The following is a 17,255-nucleotide window of genomic DNA, read 5'->3' as shown; positions in this document are numbered from 1 at the left end:
GTGAGCTGGGATTCTCCCAACTGAACTGACTTGACAGTCATGTCATGTTCGTGGATAGTTTGAGCCGTGCCGAAGTCATCTGTCAATAGCGCGCCCACCCCCGTCGACAATCTGACACCGCGGGGGCGCAAGACACGCGACGCATTGCTGGACGCGGCGCGCAAGGTGTTCGAGACCGTCGGATTCCTCGATACGCGAGTGGAACAGATCAGCGAGGAGGCAGGCGTCTCCTACGGCACCTTCTACCGCTACTTCGAATCCAAGGACCATGTGTTCGGCGAGCTGAGCACGCGGTTGTTCGAGGATATGCACCGCCGCGAACCCGCACCCGCGCAGCTCTCGCCGGCCGCCCGGCTCATCGCGGCCAACCGGTCCTATTACGCGGCCTACCGGCGCAACGCCCGGATGATGGCGATCGTGGAGCAGGTCGCGACCTTCAACGAAGAGTTCCGGCAGCTGCGCCACGAACATCGGCGCCGGCTCATCGATCGCACCGCGCAGGCGATCGCCCGCTGGCAGCGCGACGGGCTGGTCCGCGCGTCGCTGGATCCGGAACTGGCCGCCCGGGCCATGTCCGCGATGGTCGACCACACGCTGTACCTGTGGCTGATCCAGGGCGAAGACGCCGATGAGCAGGCGTTGCTGGAAACCCTCGACCAGATGTCGGTCGGCGCACTCGGGCTCGACCCGGACGAGAAATAACGCATCCGTCCGGGGACACATCTCAGGAGGCAGTATGAGAACGGACCCACCGACCACCGCACATCCCGAAGCGCACGACAGCGAAGCTGCGGCCGCGCCCGGGGCGGCCGGACCGCTCGACGGCTTCCGGGTGCTCGAGCTGGGGACGCTGATCGCGGGGCCGTACTGCGGACGCCTGCTCGGTGATATGGGGGCCGATGTCATCAAGATCGAAGCGCCGGATCGTCCCGACCCGCTTCGTGATTGGGGTCAGGCGGCCGGCGGCGGCCACCAGTACTTCTGGACCGTGCACGCCCGCAACAAGCGGTGTGTGAGTCTCGATCTGCGCGTCCCGGCGGGACGCGACATCTTCCTGGAATTGGCCCGCACGGCCGATGTCGTGGTGGAGAGTTTCCGGCCCGGCACGCTGGAGCGCTGGGGTATCGGCTACGACGTGCTCAGCGAGCTGAATCCGGGGCTGGTGCTGGCCCGCGTCTCCGGCTACGGGCAGACCGGGCCGTACGCGTCCCGGGCGGGTTACGCGTCGGTGGCCGAGGGCATCAGCGGGCTGCGCCACCTCAACGGATTCCCAGGACAGGCGCCGCCGCGGATGGCGTTGTCGCTGGGCGACAGCCTGGCCGGGCTGTTCGCCTTCCAGGGTGTGCTCGCCGCGCTGCTGGTGCGGGAGCGGACCGGGCGCGGGCAGGTGGTCGATGCGGCGCTGACCGAGGCGTCGCTGGCGATCCAGGAGTCCACGGTTCCGGATTTCCACAAGACCGGACATGTGCGCCAGCCCTCGGGCACCCGGCTGGACCGGGTGGCGCCGTCGAATCTGTACAAGGCCAAGGACGGGCTGTGGGTGATCATCGCGGCCAATCAGGACACCGTCTTCGGGCGGCTGGTCACCGCGATGGGCCGGCCCGAACTCGCTTCCGACCCACGGTATTCCACCCATTCCGCGCGGGGTGAACGGCAGGACGAACTCGACGAGATGATCGCGGCATGGGCCGGAGATTTCACCGCCGCCGATCTGATCGATCTGCTGAATCGGCACGGCGTGGTCGCGGGCCCGGTGAACACCGTCGCCGAGGTGATGGCGGATCCGCAGTTCACCGCGCGCGGCATCTTCGTCGACCACGTCGATCCGTCCGTCGGACGCGACGACGCCGAATACGATCCCGTCCCGGTCAAGGGTGTCGGCGTCGTGCCGCGGCTCAGCGCCACCGCCGGTGGCGTGCGCTGGGGCGGCCCGAGCCGCCCGGGCACGCATACCGACGAGGTACTGGGTGAGCTGCTCGGATACGACTCCGACCGGCTGGCCGGATTGCGCGGCGAAGGCACGATCGGATGACCGCCGTCGACATTCGCGAGGTGGGACCGCGCGACGGCCTGCAGATCGAGGAGCCGATTCCCACCGAAGCCAAACTCGCCTTCATCGACGCGCTCGTCGCCACCGGTGTGCGCCGGATCGAGGCCACCTCGTTCGTCTCACCGCGCGCCATCCCGGCGCTAGCCGATGCCGAAGCCGTTGCCGCGCAACTACATCGGTGGCCCGGCGTGGAGTTCTCCGCCCTGGTCGCCGGTCTCGGCGGGGTGGGGCGCGCCCTCGCCGCGGGTGTGCATCGGCTCGAATACGTCGTCTCGGCATCGGACGGGCACAGCCGGGCCAACGTGGGACGCGACAGCGCCGAATCGGTCGCGCTGATCGAGCCCATCGCCGAGCAGGTGCATGCGGCCGGTGGCCGGCTGGAGGTGATCGTCGCCATCGCCTTCGACTGCCCGTTCGACGGCCGCACCCCGCCGCAGCGGGTGGCCGAGATCGCCGCGCGCGCCGAGGCTTGCGGCGCCGATTCGCTCGCCGTCGCCGACACCGTGGGCACCGCCTCACCGGTCCGGACCGCCGACGTGATCGACCGGGTGCGGGCGGCGGCGCCCGATACCGAACTCGGCATCCATCTGCACAACACGCGTGGACAGGGGCTCGCCAACGCCTGGGCCGCCTACGAACACGGCGTGCGCCGATTCGACTCCGCCGCAGGCGGTCTCGGCGGATGCCCGTTCGCCCCCGGGGCGAGCGGCAATATCGCGACCGAGGAATTGGCTTATCTGTTCTCCGACGGCGGCATCGAGACCGGCATCGACATCGACCGGGCGCTCGACGCCGCCCGGCTCATCTCACGCCTGCTCGGCAAGCCGGTCGACAGCAATCTGCTCGCCGCGGGCGGTCGCCTGCGGCCCAGGAATGCGGCATCACACTGAGCCGCACGAGAAACCCGGAGGTCCTTCGCATGGATGAACTGGCCGACCGCTTCTTCGCCGCGGTCAGCGCGGGCGATACCGCGGCCCTGACCGCGCTCTACGCGCCCGAGGCCCGGATCTGGCACAACGACACGAACGCCGAGGAGACCGTCGCGGACAATCTGCGGGTACTGCGCTGGCTCTCGCGCACCGTGGAAAACCTGCGGTACGAGGATATTCGGCGTTATGTGCTGCCGGACGGCTTCGCTCAGCAGCATGTCGTGCGCGGCCGTCTGCCCGGCCACGGTGATCTGGAGGTCCCCGCGAGCCTGTTCGTGCGTGTCCGGGACGGGCACATCACCAGGATCGACGAATACGTCGACTCGGCGGCGACGCAGCCGCTGCGCGAGGTGTCGGCGGCGAGCGGAGGTTACCGATGATGCCGGTCAACCGCCCGGTGGGCGAGATCGCCGAATTGTCCGCACGGATGCGCACATTCATCGATACCGAGGTCGTTCCCGTGGAGTCGGCGCTGGCCCGCGAGGATGACACCGCACACGCCACCCTCGCCCGCTTGAAGGAGCGAGCGAAGGAACTCGGACTGTGGGCGCTGGGCCATCCGGCCGAACTCGGCGGCGGCGGTGTGCCGTTCCTCGACTTCGTGTATCTGAACGAGATCATCGGCCGCTCCGAATTCGGCATGCTGGCGGTCGGTTCGGTCTCCATGCAGGACACGCTCATGCTCTACCGGCACGGCACCGAGGAGCAGCGGGCGCGCTGGATTCCGCCCATGGTGTCCGGTGACATCCTGCCCTCGGTCGGCCTCACCGAACCCGAGGTCGCGGGATCCGATCCCACCCTGATCGCCACCGCGGCCGAATTGGACGACGACACGTGGATCATCAACGGGCACAAGTGGTTCACCACCGGCGCCGCCCAGGCCGCGTACTGCACCGTCTTCGCCCGGACCGAACCCGAATCGATGCCACGCCACTCCCGGATCAGCGCGATCATCGTGCCGACCGACACTCCGGGCTTCGAGATCGTCCGCTCCATCCCGACCATGGGCCACGATCCGAGCGATCACTACGAGGTGCGGCTCACCGATGTGCGGGTGCCGGCGGCGAACCTGCTGGGCGAACGCGGACAGGGTTTCGTGGTGGCACAGGACCGGCTCGGTCCCGGCCGGATCTTCCACTGCATGCGCTGGCTCGGCCAGGCCCAGCGCGCCTACGAGCTGATGTGCGAGCGCGCGAACACCCGGTACGTGCACGGATCGTTGCTCGCCGAGAAGGGCGAAATCCACCGGTACATCGCCGAATCCGCGGCCGAGATCCATGCGGCCCGGCTGATGACGCTCGACGCCGCTCGCGCCATGGATGCCGGTGAGGACTATCGGGTGCGGGTCGGGTTGATCAAGTTCTGGGGTGCGCGGATGTTGCACAATGTGATCGATCGCGCCATCCAGGTACACGGGGCCCTCGGGCTGACCGCCGACACCCCGCTGGAGCGGATGTACCGGCAGGCCCGCTACGCTCGCGTCTACGACGGCCCCGACGAGGTCCATCGCATGTCGACCGCGCGCCGGTTGCTGCGCTCCCCCGAGGCGGCGCCGTGGCTGTGAGCGCGGAATCGGCTGCCGCCGAACCGGTTACGCTCACCGAGGGGGTTCGTGCGGTACTGGCGGACACCCTCGGCACCTCGATCACCGATGTCGCGTTGCGGCAGTTCACCGGGGGCGCGAGCCGGCAGGTGTACGCGGTCGAGGCCCGCGACGGCACTGGCGCCGCGGTGCGGGCCGTGCTGCGGCGGGACCCGCCCGGCCACGGCGATTCGGCGCGTATGCACGCCGAAGCGGTCTGTCTGCGGGCGGCCGGTGCTGCCGGAGTGCCGGTACCCGCCGTCCTCGCTGACGGGGCCACCGCGCCCGGGATCGACGCCCCGTACCTGCTGATGGAGCCTGTCGACGGCGAGTCGATTCCCCGGAAACTGCAACGGGATCCGGCCTTCGCCGCGGTACGCGACCGGCTGGCCGGCGATCTCGGCTACGTCCTGGGACTGATCCACCGCACCCCGCTGGACACCCTGGACATCCTCGACGATCACGATCCGCTCGCCACCCTCGAGCAGATCTATCGCGACCTGGACGATCCGCGGCCGGCGGTCGAGGCCGGACTGTGCTGGCTGCGCGAACATCGGCCCGCCGAACGCACGAAGGCGCTGGTGCACGGCGACTTCCGGCTGGGCAACTTCCTGATCGAGCCGGACGGCGTGCGCGCGGTGCTGGACTGGGAGCTGGCCCATCTCGGCAATCCGATCGAGGATCTGGGCTGGTTGTGTGTGCGAGCCTGGCGGTTCGGCGCCGACGCGCCGGTGGGCGGTCTGGGCAGTCGGCAGCAACTCCTGGACGGTTACGAACGGTCCGCGGGCTACCGGCCCACCGCGGCGGAACTGCACTGGTGGGAAGCCTTCGGCACGCTGAAATGGCTGGTGCTCAGCCGTTTTCAGGCGCATCGGCATCTCAGTGGGGACGAACGCTCGCTCGAACTCGCCGCGATCGGGCGCCGGGTCTGCGAATCGGAATACGATCTACTCACCGTCCTGGACCTGCTCGACGACACTGTGCCGACTCCTTCGCCCTCGGAAATGCCTGCGACCGTGCACGATCGGCCGCACCCGGCCGAAATCATGGAGCTGGTCGCCGAAACGCTCACCGCGGAGATCGGGCCCGCACTCCCGCCGGAGCAATCACGCGCGCGCTACCTCCTTCGGGTCTGCGCGAATCTGCTCGGCATCGCCGCGCGCGAATCGGCCGCCGGCCCCGCCGCCACCGACGCGGTGCACGGCCATCTGGCAGCGCTGGGCTGCGAGTCCGAGGCTGATCTGGCCGCGCGGCTGCGCTCGGGCGCGGTGTCGTATACCGACGAGGTCGTGCGCCGGGCGATCTCCGCCGCGGTCCTGGCCCGCCTGCGGATCGCGAATCCGCGCCACCTGAGGTAATCGCACGACGGCGGCAATCGGCCGGGAGCTACCGCTGTTCGGTAGCTCCCGGCCGATTGTCGTTTCGGGGTACGACCATGGGAATCCAGCGTCGTCGGGAACGCAAAGCAGCGGCCCGGTGGCGACGTATCAGCGTCACCACCGGACCGCCGGGTCCGCCACGGATCAGGAGAACTGTTCGCGGAGATCGCGTTTGAGAATCTTGCCGGTGACGTTCTTGGGGAGCGCGTCGACGAATTCCACTCGCCGCGGCACCTGGAATCCGCCCAGGTGTTCGCGGCAACCGGCGATGATGTCCTCGGCCGTGGCGGTCGCCTCGTCCCGCAGGACGACCACCGCGCACACCACCTCGCCCCAGGTGTCGTCGCGGACGCCGATCGCGGCGGCCTCGGCGACCTGCGGATTCCGGTACAGCGCCTGTTCGACCGTCAGCGAGGCGACATTCTCACCGCCGCTGATGATCAGATCCTTCTTCCGATCGACGATGTAGACGAAGCCCTCCTCGTCTTGGCGGACCATATCGCCGGTGCGGAACCAGCCGTCGGTGAACGATTCCGCGGTGGCCCGGGGATCGTTCCAGTAGCCGACGGTCACCTGATCCGCACGCACCACCATCTCGCCGATCTGCCCCCGCGCGACATCGGCGAAATCCTCGTCGACGATGCGAATATCCGCCAGCCGCATGGGTTTTCCCGCCGACGCGAGCAGATGGGTCTCCCCGCGCGCCGCCCGCCGGTGTGCCTGTTCGTCCAGATGCAGGACGTTGCCGGCGAGTTCGGTCATCCCCATGCCCTGGTAGAAATCACAGCCGAACCGCTCCAGTCCCACACGCAGCACCGCGGACGGAATGGCGGAGGAGCCGTAGCCGATCGCCTGCAGCGTCTTCAGGGAGTGACGCTCCAACGCCGGATCCTGCAGCAGGAAGTTGATCATCGTCGGCGCCAGGCCGGTCTGGGTCACCTGCCATTCGTCGACCAGCCGGAGGAAGGTCGCGTTGTCGTAGGCGCGCAGGATGCCCACGGTGGCGCCGATCAGGTGATTGACCAGCACCACGTAGCCGCCGACGTGGCACAGCGGGAAGCAGAACAGGAATACCGTCTCCTCGGCGACGGTCCACTGCAGAGCCGAAGAAGTCACGCCCGCAAGCAGATTGCGATGCGAGACCATGACGCCCTTCGGCATGCCGGTCGTCCCGCTGGTGTAGACCAGCCACGCCACATCGTCGGGATCGGGACGGTAGACAGGCGCAGCGGCCGACGCCGGGCCGACGAATTCGTCCCATCCGAGCGTGCCCGGTGCGGACCCGATCGACACCACCGTGGTCACCGACGGGATCCGGTCACGGATGCGGTCCACCAGGTCCGCGAACTCCGCGGCGACGATCAGCACCCGAGCACCGGAATGCTCGATCAGGCCGACGAGCTGATCCTCGTGCAACCGGAAGTTGAGGATGGTCAACGCCATTCCCGCCATCGGAACGCCGTAGTAGCACTCCAGATACTGCGGGCAGTTCGCCGACAGAATCGCCACCCGGTCACCCGGCTCGGCCACGCCGAGCAGCGCATTCGCGAGGCGGCGGCAGCCGTCGCGCAATTGCCGGTAACCGATCACCTCCTGCTCGAAGCGCACCGCGATTCGGTCGGGATGTTTACGCGCCCCGTATTCGACGATGTCACCGATCAGCATCTGTCCGAACTCCTTGCCGATTCGAAATCCATGGCAGGTGCGCCCTTCTCACCGGATCGCGAGCGGGTTGATCGGTGAGCCGACGCCGCGGGTGAACTGCAGGGGCGGCCCGGCGTAGAAGAAGTCCCAGCGCCCGTCGCCCGCGCAGGCCTGCGCCAGATCCTCGAAGTCGAGCATTTCCGCGAGGGTCAGGCCCATATCGCGGATGAGCACCATATGCAGTTCGAACGCGGTTCCCGGATGTTCGCCGGGCATCACCTCGACCGCCCAGTTGTCGGAGCCGACGACGGCGACGTCCTTGTCGCGCAGCCAGGTCGCGCACGCCAGGCTCAGACCCGGCTCACCGGCCATGAAGCCGTGCGGATCACCGTCGGTGCGGAATTTCTTGCGCCAGCCCGTGCGGATCAACAGGATGTCACCGGCACCGACATCCACGCCCTGCGCGGCCGCGACGGCGTCGAGTTCGTCGGGGCCGATCGCGGTTCCGGCCTCGAGCCAGTCCACGCCGCGATGACGAGCCACGTCCAGCAGTACGCCGCGCCCGGCGATACCGCCGGACTGGGTGTGGATACCGCATTTGTCGGCCCCCTTGACCGTCACTCCGGAGCCGGGGTGGCCGTTGTACAGCGCGTCGTCGTAGTGCACGTGCGCCAGCGAGTCGTACTGGGAACCGGCCTGCAACGGCATGAAGACGAAATCGTCGGCCCATTTGAAACCGCCGGGAAGCACCTGTTCCTGGCCGTTCTCCGACATCAACCGGATCGGATTGATGCGCGCACCACCGGGCTGCGGACCGTCACCGTCGAGCGGAATACCGAGTTTGAAGGTCTCACCGGTGCGAATCAGCGCCGCGGCGGCCACCACCCGCTCCGGCGTGATCAGATTCGTGGTTCCGCGCTCGTCGTCGGTCCCCCACCGACCCCAATTGCTGACCTTCCGGCCCAGAGCGCGCATCTCGGGAACTTCGGGCACCGTTGCCTCCTGAACTGTTTATGACGTGACAGTCATGTCAACTTCGTGCCGCAAGTGTGTCCGACAGCACTTTCGGTGTCAATAGGCGGATGTCAGGTTCACGCCGATCACAACCGGGGGCGACTGCCGGACCAGGTGGGACGGCGGTACCGCGAACCGCGCGGGCGAGCCGGACATCGCGAGACGCGATAGCGCACAGCTATACAAGATAAAGCGCCCACGCGTCGCGGTCCAGCATTCGAGACGGAGTGGTTTCACTTCACGCCCATAATTCGATGGCCGGATAGGCGGCCAGCGATTCGCCGGTGGCGCACGAGAATGGCTGCACTGCAATAGCTTTCATGAACGAGGTACGTCGCAACGGTGGAGCCACAGGCATCGCGACAGGAATATCCCCATAGACAGCAGTCGATTTCCGAAACCACACAGTTGATTTCTGCCGTATTGACGTGCGAGGGTGATTGGGTTCACACTACCAACGAGTAACCGGACGAAGGTGTCCGGTTTGGTAGAAGGGGACTCCTGGTGAAACGAGGACGTGCAGTCCTGCAGATCGCGACCGCCGTCGCGGCCATGTCATTGCTTGTCGGCTCCGCGACCGGTCTCGCACCGAGTGCGCATGCGGCATCCGATTCGTTCTACGAGTACACGGGCGCAGCGCCGCTGTCCTCGATCGCCCCGGGAACCGTGTTGCAGACGCGCACGATGCCGTACCACTTCGCCGGCATCCCGACGCCCGTCACGGCGGTGCAGTTGCAGTACCGCACGACCGACGCCCTGCAGCGGCCGGCCGTGAACGTCACCTCTGTACTCTTGCCGCCGACCGGCGTCGATCCCGCGAAAGCCGTTGCCTACCAGTCCTTCTACGATTCGCTGAATCCCGAGGACGGGCCGTCGCGGTCGGTCGCCGGCAACGTGTCCTTCGGCGGGGCGGTGAACAATGTGGAAGGTCAGCTGGTCGCGCCGCTGCTGGCGCAGGGCTACACGATCATCGTCGCCGACACCGAGGGCCAGGCGGCCGATTTCGCCGCCGGTCCCGAATACGGGATGAACACCCTGGACTCGATCCGGGCGGCCACCCACTCGGCGCAGATCGGACTGAACGAGCAGACCCGCGTCGCGCTGTTCGGATATTCCGGCGGCGCGATCGCCACCAACTGGGCCGCGGCCCTGGCGCCGGTCTACGCCCCGGATGTCGACCGGCAGCTGGTCGGGGCGGCGGAGGGTGGCGTCCTGGTCAATCCCGCGCGCAACCTGCGCTACATCGACGGCAGCTTCGGCTGGGCCGGAGTGGCGGCGATGGCGGTGATCGGCATCGGCCGCTCCTACGACATCGACTTCACGCCCTATATGAGCCCGTTCGGCGCCGAGATCCTGAACAAGTTGCAGTACGCGTCCATCGCCAATGTGCTGTACCAGTACCCGGGTCTGACCTGGGCGCAGATGGTCAAGCCGGAGTACGCCGATCCCAACAGCGTGGCGCCGTTCGTCGAGGCGGTGCGCAAGGTCGACCTCGGACTGGCGCCGACGCCGACGATTCCGATGCTCATCGGGCAGGGCGCCAACGGGGTGCTGGAAGGGACCGACAACGGTAAGCCGGTGTCCGGGCCGGGTGACGGCGTGATGGTCGCCGGCGATGTCCGCAGCCTGACCCGGCAGTACTGCGATACCGGGAACTCCGCGATCCTGTATAGGCAGTACGACCTGCTCAGCCACACCCCCTCGACCATCGCGTGGCTGCCGGAGGCCCTGCTGTGGCTCAACGACCGGTTCGCGGGCCGGCCGGCCCCGGCCAACTGCGGCGCCATCGCTCCGGGCAACTCGCTGGACCCGGTGATCTGAGTCCGGACGGACACATGCGAAGAGGCCCCGCAGGTGTGCGGGGCCTCTTCCGTTTCACCGGACCGGTTTCGCCCGAAAGGCGAAGCGGCTCAGGAGATTCGCTCGATGATGGTGACGTTGGCCGTGCCGCCGCCCTCGCAGATGGTGAGCAGGCCGTAGCGGCCGTTCACGCGCTCGAGCTCGTTGAGCAGGGTGGCGAACAGCTTCGCGCCGGTGGCGCCGAGCGGATGTCCGAGGGCGATCGCGCCGCCGTGCACGTTCACCTTGTCGGGGTTCGCGCCGGTCTCCTTCAGCCAGGCCAGCACCACCGAGGCAAAGGCCTCGTTGATCTCGACGACGTCGATATCGTCGATGGTCAGCCCGGTCTGCTCCAACGCCCACTTGGTCGCGGGGATCGGCGCGGTGAGCATGTAGATCGGGTCGGCGCCGCGGGCACTGACGTGATGGATGCGGGCGCGCGGCTTCAGGCCGTATTCGGCGACGGCCCAGTCGGAGGCCAGCAGGGTGGCGCTGGCGCCGTCGGAGATCTGGCTGGCGACCGCGGCGGTCAGGCGGCTGCCCTCGCTGAGCGGCTTGAGTCCCGCCATCTTCTCCAGGCTGGTCTCCCGCGGTCCCTCGTCGATCCAGAAGTCGCCGACCGGCACGATCTCGCGATCGAAGGCGCCCTCGGCGATGGCCTTGCGGGCGCGTTCGTGGCTGCGAAGTGCCCAGCGCTCCATGTCTTCCCGGCTGATATCCCACTTCTCGGCGATCAGCTGCGCACCGTTGAACTGCGAGACCTCACCGGTGCCGTAGCGGTGGTCCCAGCCCTTGGCGCCGACGAAGGGCGAGTCGAAACCGTATTCCTTACCGGCCAGCATGGCGGCCGAGATCGGGATCGCGCTCATGTTCTGCACGCCGCCGGCGACGATCACCTCGGCGGTGCCGCTCATGATGGCCTGCGCGCCGAAATTGATCGCCTGCTGGCTGGATCCGCACTGACGGTCCACCGTGGTACCGGGGACCTCCTCCGGATATCCGGCCGCCAGCCAGGCTGTCCGGGCGATGTTGCCGGCCTGCGGGCCGATGGCGTCGACACAGCCGAAGATCACATCGTCGACATTGCCGGGGTCGATGGCGTTGCGGCCCAGCAACCCCTGCAGTGCCGCCGCGCCGAGATCGGCGGGATGCACCCCGGCCAGCGCACCGCCACGCTTACCGATCGGCGTCCGCACGGCATCGATGACGTAGGCCTCGCGCACCGGTGCGTACCGGCGGCGATCGGACGGTGTGGACATGTAACGCTCCTATTCGGATGTGCCGGATTCGGCGCCGGACTGCGATGCTCCGGAATGGACTGCGCCGGAACGGTTCTCGGGGTTGGTGAGTCCATCGAGCACGATGGTCAGATACTGCTTGGCGAGGGTGTCCGCGGTGATGCGGCCGCCGGGCTGATACCAGCGCACCGCCACCCAGACGGTGTCGCGCAGGAAGCGGAAGGCGAGTTCGACATCGAGTTCGGGACGGAAGCTGCCGTCGCGCACGCCCTCGGTGAGCACATTGCGCCACAGCTCCCGGAATTCCCGGTTGTATTCCGCGATGTAGGCGAAACGCGGTGTGTCACTGAGCCTTTTGGCCTCGGCCTGATAGATCGCGACCGCCGAATGCCAGCGGTCGAACGATTCACAGGACGCGATGACCAGCGCCTCGAGGGTGGCTCGCGGCGAGAGGTTGGAGGCGACGATCTCGCGGTAGCGGCCGAACAGATCGTCGAGGAAGCCGCGCAGGATCTCGTCCACCATCGCCTCTTTCGAGTCGAAGTGGTGGTAGAGACTGCCGGATAGAATCCCCGCCGCATCGGCGATATCGCGGACCGTGGTCGCACGCAGGCCGCGCTCGGCGAACAGGCCGGCGGCCAGGCCGAGCAATTCGTTGCGGCGTGCGGATTTGGAGGCCTCGGATGCGGTCACCCGGCCATAATACAACCAAGCATTTGCTTGGTCCATGGTGGTGGCTCACCGAATGGAATAACGCAGCGGCGAGGACATCGACAGATCGGCGAGCAACCGATCGCAGATCTCCACCGGCGGAATACCAGCCCGTTTCATCCGGGCCACCAGCGCGAGCCGCCGCTCACAGCTGTCCCATTCCACGAGCAGCGGACCCCGGCCGGGTCCCGCATCGACGGTCGCCATCGCCCGCGGTGGGCCGCCGGATTCCGGAATCTCGCTGAGTTTGAGCACGATGCCGCGCCGCCACGCCAGATAGGTGTCGCGGTCGGCGGCGCCCTCCAATTTGCCGGTTGCCGCAGCCAGCCCCCGATCGATGCCGTCGGCGAAGGCGAGGCGATCGAATCGGAACCGGCGGCAGCGCCGCACCACCTCCAGCAGATCGGCGCGCACCTCGCACAGCAGGGCGGTCTGCTGCCGGCGGCGTTCCCCGCCGGGATCGGACTCCCCCGGGCCGCAGCCTGCGCCGATGCGCCGCACCCGGCGCCGATCGCGGGCCATATCCGCGCGCAGAGCGGCACGCGGATCACGCGCCACCTCGGCCTCGTCCACCTCGTGCTCGCGCAGGATCTGCGCGGCACGCGTTGCGGTCGCGCGCGCACCGGCGTGATCGAGCAATTCGGCGCCGAGGGTGAGAGCGGCGAGCACGATCTCGTCCTGCCGCCGCCGCGCGAGCACCACCTCGCGGATCAACTCGAGTTCCAGTACGTCGTTGTCTTCCTGTCGACCGTCCAGACCCATGGGTCGTGGTCCCTTCGAACTGTCGGAACCGGACGTTCTCAGGATCGCACAGCTAGGGGAGGTCAGCGCTACCCAATTTCACACCGGCCCCCCGGTCGACCTCCTCGAGTCAGTGCGCCCGCATGGGTTTCGGCCCGCCTCGATTGTGGAGCGACGGAGGGAGGGAGCGCAGCGACTGACCGGAGGAGTGAAAAATCGAGGCCCAGGGGGCCGAAACCCCGCCGGAGCGAAGCGGAGGCCAGAAATACAGCTCAAGCGCGCTGGCTGCTCACGGAGACGATCTCGCCCGTCATGTAGGAGGTGTAGTCGCTGGCGAGCATCGCGATGGTGGCCGCGACCTCCCACGGCTCGGCGGCCCGCCCGAACGCCTCGCCCGCCGCCAGCCGGTCGAGCAGTTCGGTGGAGCTCACCTTGTCCAGGAACGGGTGGCGGGCGATGCTCGGCGCGACGGCGTTGATCCGCACGCCGAGTTCCGCGGCCTCCACGGCGCTGCAGCGGGTCAATGCCATGACACCGGCCTTGGCGGCGGCGTAGTGGGCCTGGCCGTGCTGCGCCCGCCAGCCGAGCACGCTGGCATTGTTGACGATCACGCCGCCGTGCCCGGCGGTGCGGAAGTAGTTCAGCGCGGCGCGGGTGCAGCGGAAGGTGCCGTTCAGGGTGATGTCGAGGACGCGGTCCCACTGCTCGTCGGTCATGTCGACGACCGGTGTCTCACCGCCCAGACCGGCGTTGTTGACCATGATGTCGATCCGGCCCAGCCGCTGCGCCGCGGCCCGGATCAGCTCGTCGACCTGTTCGGTGCTGGTCACATCGCAGACCACCGAGGCGACCTTGCGCTGCGGGAATTCCGCGGCCAGTTCCTCCTCGGTCTGCTTCAGACGGCGTTCGTGCCAGTCGGAGACCACCACGTCGGCGCCCTCGTCGAGCATGCGGCGCGCGGTGGCCGATCCGATACCCGTACCGGCGGCGGCGGTGATCACGGCGACCCGGCCGGCGAGCAGCCCGTGACCGGAGACCGGCTGGGGCGGAACCGAGAGATCAGGCACTGTAGGTCCTTCCTTACGACCGAATATCGGCTTCGGCCACTAGTTGTCAGCGGGCTTCCCGGGGCAGGCCGAGCACGCGTTCGGAGATGATGTTGCGCTGCACCTCGTTCGAGCCGCCGTAGATCGTGTCGGCGCGGGTGAACAGATAGAGGCGCTGCCATTGGTTCAGGTCGTCCGCGGGATGCGGATCGAGCGCGGATCCGGTGCCGCCGACCGGAGGCCGGGCGATCAGACCTTCGGCGCCCAGCACGTCCATCGCCAGTTCGCCGAGGCCGCGATGCCAGTTGGCCCACAACAGCTTCGAGACGGAGGCCTGGCCGGCTGCGGTGCGGGCGTCGACGTTCTGATGCGCCGATTCCAGGGTCCGCAGGGCGTGTGCGCGCAGGACGCGCAACCCCACCCAGGCCTGGTCGATACGCTCGGCCAGAGCCGGATCCTCCAGGGCCCCATTGGTTTTCGCCACCGCTTCCAGATTCGACAGTTCGCGCGCGAAGCGGATCTGCTGGCCGACGGTGGAGATGCCGCGCTCGAAGGTCAAGGTGCCCATGGCGACCCGCCAGCCTTCACCGGGCTCGCCCACCACCAGGTCGGCGGCGGTGCGGGCGTTGTCGAAGAACACCTCGTTGAATTCGGCGGTTCCGGTGAGCTGGATGATCGGGCGCACCTCGATACCGGGCTGTTTCATCGGCACCAGCAGATAGGACAGGCCGTGGTGGCGGGTCGAGCCGGGTTCGGTGCGGGCGATGACGAAGCACCAGTCCGACAGATGCGCCAGCGAGGTCCAGATCTTCTGGCCGTTGATCGACCATTCGTCACCGTCGAGCCGGGCGCTGGTCGACACGTTCGCCAGGTCCGAACCGGCCCCGGGCTCGGAATATCCCTGACACCATAGTTCGGTGACCGAGCGGATGCCGGGCAGGAAGCGCTGCTTCTGCTCCTCGGTGCCGAAGGCGAGCAGGGTCGGGCCGAGCAGCTCCTCCCCCAGGTGCGAGACGCGCGCCGGGGCGTTCGCGCTCGCGTATTCCTCGTGGAAGATCACCTGCTGGCGCAGGGTCGCCGCCCGGCCGCCGTACTCGACCGGCCAGCCCAGGCAGGTCAGTCCCGCCGCGGCGAGGTGGCGGTCCCATTCCAGCCGCTCGTCGAATGCTTCGTGCTCGCTTCCGGGCCCGCCGAGCCCGCGCAGCTCGCGGAACTGCCCGTTCAGATTCTCGGCCAGCCATTCCCGCACTTCGGTGCGGAATTCCTGGTCGGCTGCGTTTTCCGTACCGGGGGCCGCCGCGGGGGAGGCATCCGCACCGGCGGCGGAATCGGGGGTCTGGATCGCACTCACTCCGGTAGAGTAACCTACCAAGCACTTGCTTTGTAGGGCGGTGAGCTCTGCAGCGCGAATCGACCGACGGACCGAGCCGTCACCACGCCGGAGAAGCCGGCTGCTCGGCCCGTCGACCAGCGTGTAGAAGACGAGGACGACGTGACACCCCCTGTGCAGACCACCCCTCTCGCCCTGCACGAAGCCGCGCGCATCCACGGCGATGCGCCGGCGGTCAGCGACGGCGAGGTGCACCTGAGCTGGGCACAACTACTCGACGCCGTGCGGGAGACGGCCGGGGCGCTGATCGCGCGCGGAATCCAGCGCGGCGATCGGATCGCGATCTGGGCGCCCAACACCTGGCACTGGGTGGTGGCCGCGCTGGCCACGCACTACACCGGCGCCGCGCTGGTTCCGCTCAACACCCGCTACGTCGCCGACGAGGCCGCCGATGTGATCGCCCGGGTGGACGCGAAGGCACTGTTCATCGCCGATCCGTTCCTGGGCCGGCAGCGCCTCGCGGAATTACGCGCCGCCGCACCGGGATTGGCCGTCGGCACGGTCATCGTCATCCCGGCCGAGGGCGAGTCGGCCTACGACGACGCCATCGCCTGGTCGCAACTCGCCGAACTGGCCGCGCAGACGCCGGTGGAGAAGGTGATCGCCCGCGCGGAATCGGTCGAGCCGGACGACATCGCCGACATCCTGTTCACCTCCGGCACCACCGGCCGCAGCAAGGGCACGCTGGTGGCCCAGCGCCAGGCGCTCGATGTGGTGCGCGCCTGGGTGGAGCGGTCGACGCTGAACAGTTCCGATCGCTATCTGGTGATCCCGCCGTTCTTCCACAACTTCGGTTACAAGGCGGCGATCCTGGCCTGCCTGGTCACCGGCGCGACCATCGTCCCGCAGGCGACCTTCGACGTGCCGCAGACGATGCGGATGGTGCAGGAGCAGGCCATCACCGTATTGACCGGCCCGCCGACGATCTATCAGACCATCCTGGAACATCCCGCCCGCGCCGATTTCGATCTGAGCAGCCTGCGGGTGGCGGTCACCGGTGCGGCGACCGTACCGGTGGTGCTGGTCGAAAGAATGCGCAGCGAACTGGAATTCGAGGTGGTCGTCACCGCCTACGGCCTCTCGGAATCCTCCGGCTTCGGCACCATGTGCCTGCCCGACGACGATCCGGAGACCATCGCCAACACCTCGGGTGCGGCCATGGCCGGATTCGAGGTGCGCATCGGCGATCACGGTGAGGTGTTGCTGCGCGGGCCGAACGTGATGGTCGGCTACCTCGACGATCCCGAGGCCACCGCCAAGACCATCGACGCCGAGGGCTGGTTGCACACCGGCGACGTCGGCATCCTCGACGAGCGCGGATATCTGAAGATCACCGACCGGCTCAAGGACATGTACATCTCCGGCGGCTTCAACGTCTACCCGGCCGAGATCGAACAGACCCTGGCCCGGCTCGACGGCGTCGCCGAATCCGCGGTGATCGGCGTGCCGGACGAGCGGATGGGCGAGGTCGGCAAGGCCTACATCGTGCGCCGTGCGGGCGCCGAACTGTCCGAAGACGACGTCATCGCCTACGCGAAGAAGACTCTGGCCAATTTCAAGGTGCCGCGATTCGTGGAGTTCCGGGACCGGCTGCCCTACAGCGCCGCCGGAAAGGTGCTCAAGCGGCAACTACGTGAGGAGATCTCGTGACCACAGACGCAACCCCCGCGCCGATTCCGGACGAGGGCGAGG

The 17,255-nt window shown here is 68.0% G+C and carries 15 protein-coding genes; 8 read left to right on the top strand and 7 right to left on the bottom strand.

What is annotated here, in order from left to right; translation table 11 throughout:
- Positions 1-66 precede the first annotated feature (66 nt).
- From C8258_RS07150 to C8258_RS07125, 6 genes are read left to right on the top strand one after another with little or no spacing between them, the layout of a single operon-like run.
- A complete protein-coding gene (locus C8258_RS07150) occupies positions 67-702 on the top strand; it encodes a TetR/AcrR family transcriptional regulator (protein WP_106954479.1) in 636 nt (211 codons plus the stop codon).
- Between the two features lie 34 nt (positions 703-736).
- Positions 737-2,032, top strand: a complete 1,296-nt coding sequence (locus C8258_RS07145) for a CaiB/BaiF CoA-transferase family protein (protein ID WP_106954478.1) — start codon at positions 737-739, stop codon at positions 2,030-2,032.
- The gene (locus tag C8258_RS07140; RefSeq protein WP_106954477.1) at positions 2,029-2,940 is read left to right on the top strand and encodes a hydroxymethylglutaryl-CoA lyase; all 912 of its coding nucleotides are present in this window, start codon (positions 2,029-2,031) and stop codon (positions 2,938-2,940) included. The genes C8258_RS07145 and C8258_RS07140 overlap by 4 nt, the downstream gene beginning before the upstream one ends.
- A gap of 29 nt (positions 2,941-2,969) precedes the next feature.
- Positions 2,970-3,359, top strand: a complete 390-nt coding sequence (locus tag C8258_RS07135) for a nuclear transport factor 2 family protein (RefSeq protein ID WP_106954476.1) — start codon at positions 2,970-2,972, stop codon at positions 3,357-3,359.
- Positions 3,359-4,543 carry an acyl-CoA dehydrogenase family protein gene (locus tag C8258_RS07130; RefSeq protein WP_199195624.1) on the top strand — a complete coding sequence of 395 codons (1,185 nt, stop codon included), beginning with the start codon at positions 3,359-3,361 and terminating at the stop codon, positions 4,541-4,543. Before C8258_RS07135 ends, C8258_RS07130 begins: the two co-directional genes overlap by 1 nt.
- On the top strand, positions 4,534-5,919 hold the full coding sequence (locus C8258_RS07125; RefSeq protein WP_369974719.1) for a phosphotransferase family protein: 1,386 nt from the start codon (positions 4,534-4,536) through the stop codon (positions 5,917-5,919). Before C8258_RS07130 ends, C8258_RS07125 begins: the two co-directional genes overlap by 10 nt.
- 165 nt (positions 5,920-6,084) lie before the next feature.
- On the opposite strand, the gene C8258_RS07120 is transcribed toward C8258_RS07125, so the two are convergent.
- A complete protein-coding gene (locus tag C8258_RS07120) occupies positions 6,085-7,605 on the bottom strand; it encodes a long-chain-fatty-acid--CoA ligase (protein WP_106954474.1) in 1,521 nt (506 codons plus the stop codon).
- Positions 7,606-7,653: 48 nt separating this feature from the next.
- Positions 7,654-8,559: a cyclase family protein gene (locus C8258_RS07115; RefSeq protein WP_106954473.1), complete on the bottom strand. Its 906-nt coding sequence runs from the start codon at positions 8,557-8,559 to the stop codon at positions 7,654-7,656.
- A gap of 543 nt (positions 8,560-9,102) precedes the next feature.
- Here C8258_RS07115 and C8258_RS07110 point away from each other — a divergent pair.
- Positions 9,103-10,419, top strand: a complete 1,317-nt coding sequence (locus C8258_RS07110) for a lipase family protein (RefSeq protein ID WP_369974718.1) — start codon at positions 9,103-9,105, stop codon at positions 10,417-10,419.
- Positions 10,420-10,508: 89 nt separating this feature from the next.
- On the opposite strand, the gene C8258_RS07105 is transcribed toward C8258_RS07110, so the two are convergent.
- The 5 genes from C8258_RS07105 to C8258_RS07085 form a co-directional block, all read right to left on the bottom strand.
- Positions 10,509-11,660, bottom strand: a complete 1,152-nt coding sequence (locus tag C8258_RS07105; protein ID WP_036497620.1) for an acetyl-CoA C-acetyltransferase — start codon at positions 11,658-11,660, stop codon at positions 10,509-10,511.
- A gap of 45 nt (positions 11,661-11,705) precedes the next feature.
- A complete protein-coding gene (locus C8258_RS07100) occupies positions 11,706-12,368 on the bottom strand; it encodes a TetR/AcrR family transcriptional regulator (protein WP_233224926.1) in 663 nt (220 codons plus the stop codon).
- A 45-nt stretch (positions 12,369-12,413) separates the two neighbouring features.
- Positions 12,414-13,148 carry a hypothetical protein gene (locus tag C8258_RS07095; RefSeq protein ID WP_106954471.1) on the bottom strand — a complete coding sequence of 245 codons (735 nt, stop codon included), beginning with the start codon at positions 13,146-13,148 and terminating at the stop codon, positions 12,414-12,416.
- Positions 13,149-13,399: 251 nt separating this feature from the next.
- Positions 13,400-14,194, bottom strand: coding sequence for an SDR family oxidoreductase (locus C8258_RS07090; RefSeq protein ID WP_063006824.1), 795 nt, complete (start codon positions 14,192-14,194; stop codon positions 13,400-13,402).
- A 46-nt stretch (positions 14,195-14,240) separates the two neighbouring features.
- Positions 14,241-15,422: an acyl-CoA dehydrogenase family protein gene (locus C8258_RS07085; RefSeq protein ID WP_233224942.1), complete on the bottom strand. Its 1,182-nt coding sequence runs from the start codon at positions 15,420-15,422 to the stop codon at positions 14,241-14,243.
- A gap of 243 nt (positions 15,423-15,665) precedes the next feature.
- Between C8258_RS07085 and C8258_RS07080 the strand changes: the two genes are divergently transcribed.
- Positions 15,666-17,213 (top strand): FadD3 family acyl-CoA ligase, encoded by a 1,548-nt coding sequence (locus C8258_RS07080; protein WP_106954470.1) that lies wholly within the window; start codon positions 15,666-15,668, stop codon positions 17,211-17,213.
- Positions 17,214-17,255: the final 42 nt, after the last annotated feature.

This window comes from Nocardia sp. MDA0666, from assembly GCF_003023875.1.
In the GTDB taxonomy this organism is placed as follows: Bacteria; Actinomycetota; Actinomycetes; order Mycobacteriales; family Mycobacteriaceae; genus Nocardia; species Nocardia aobensis.
This window is presented reverse-complemented; position numbering and strand designations above follow the sequence as displayed.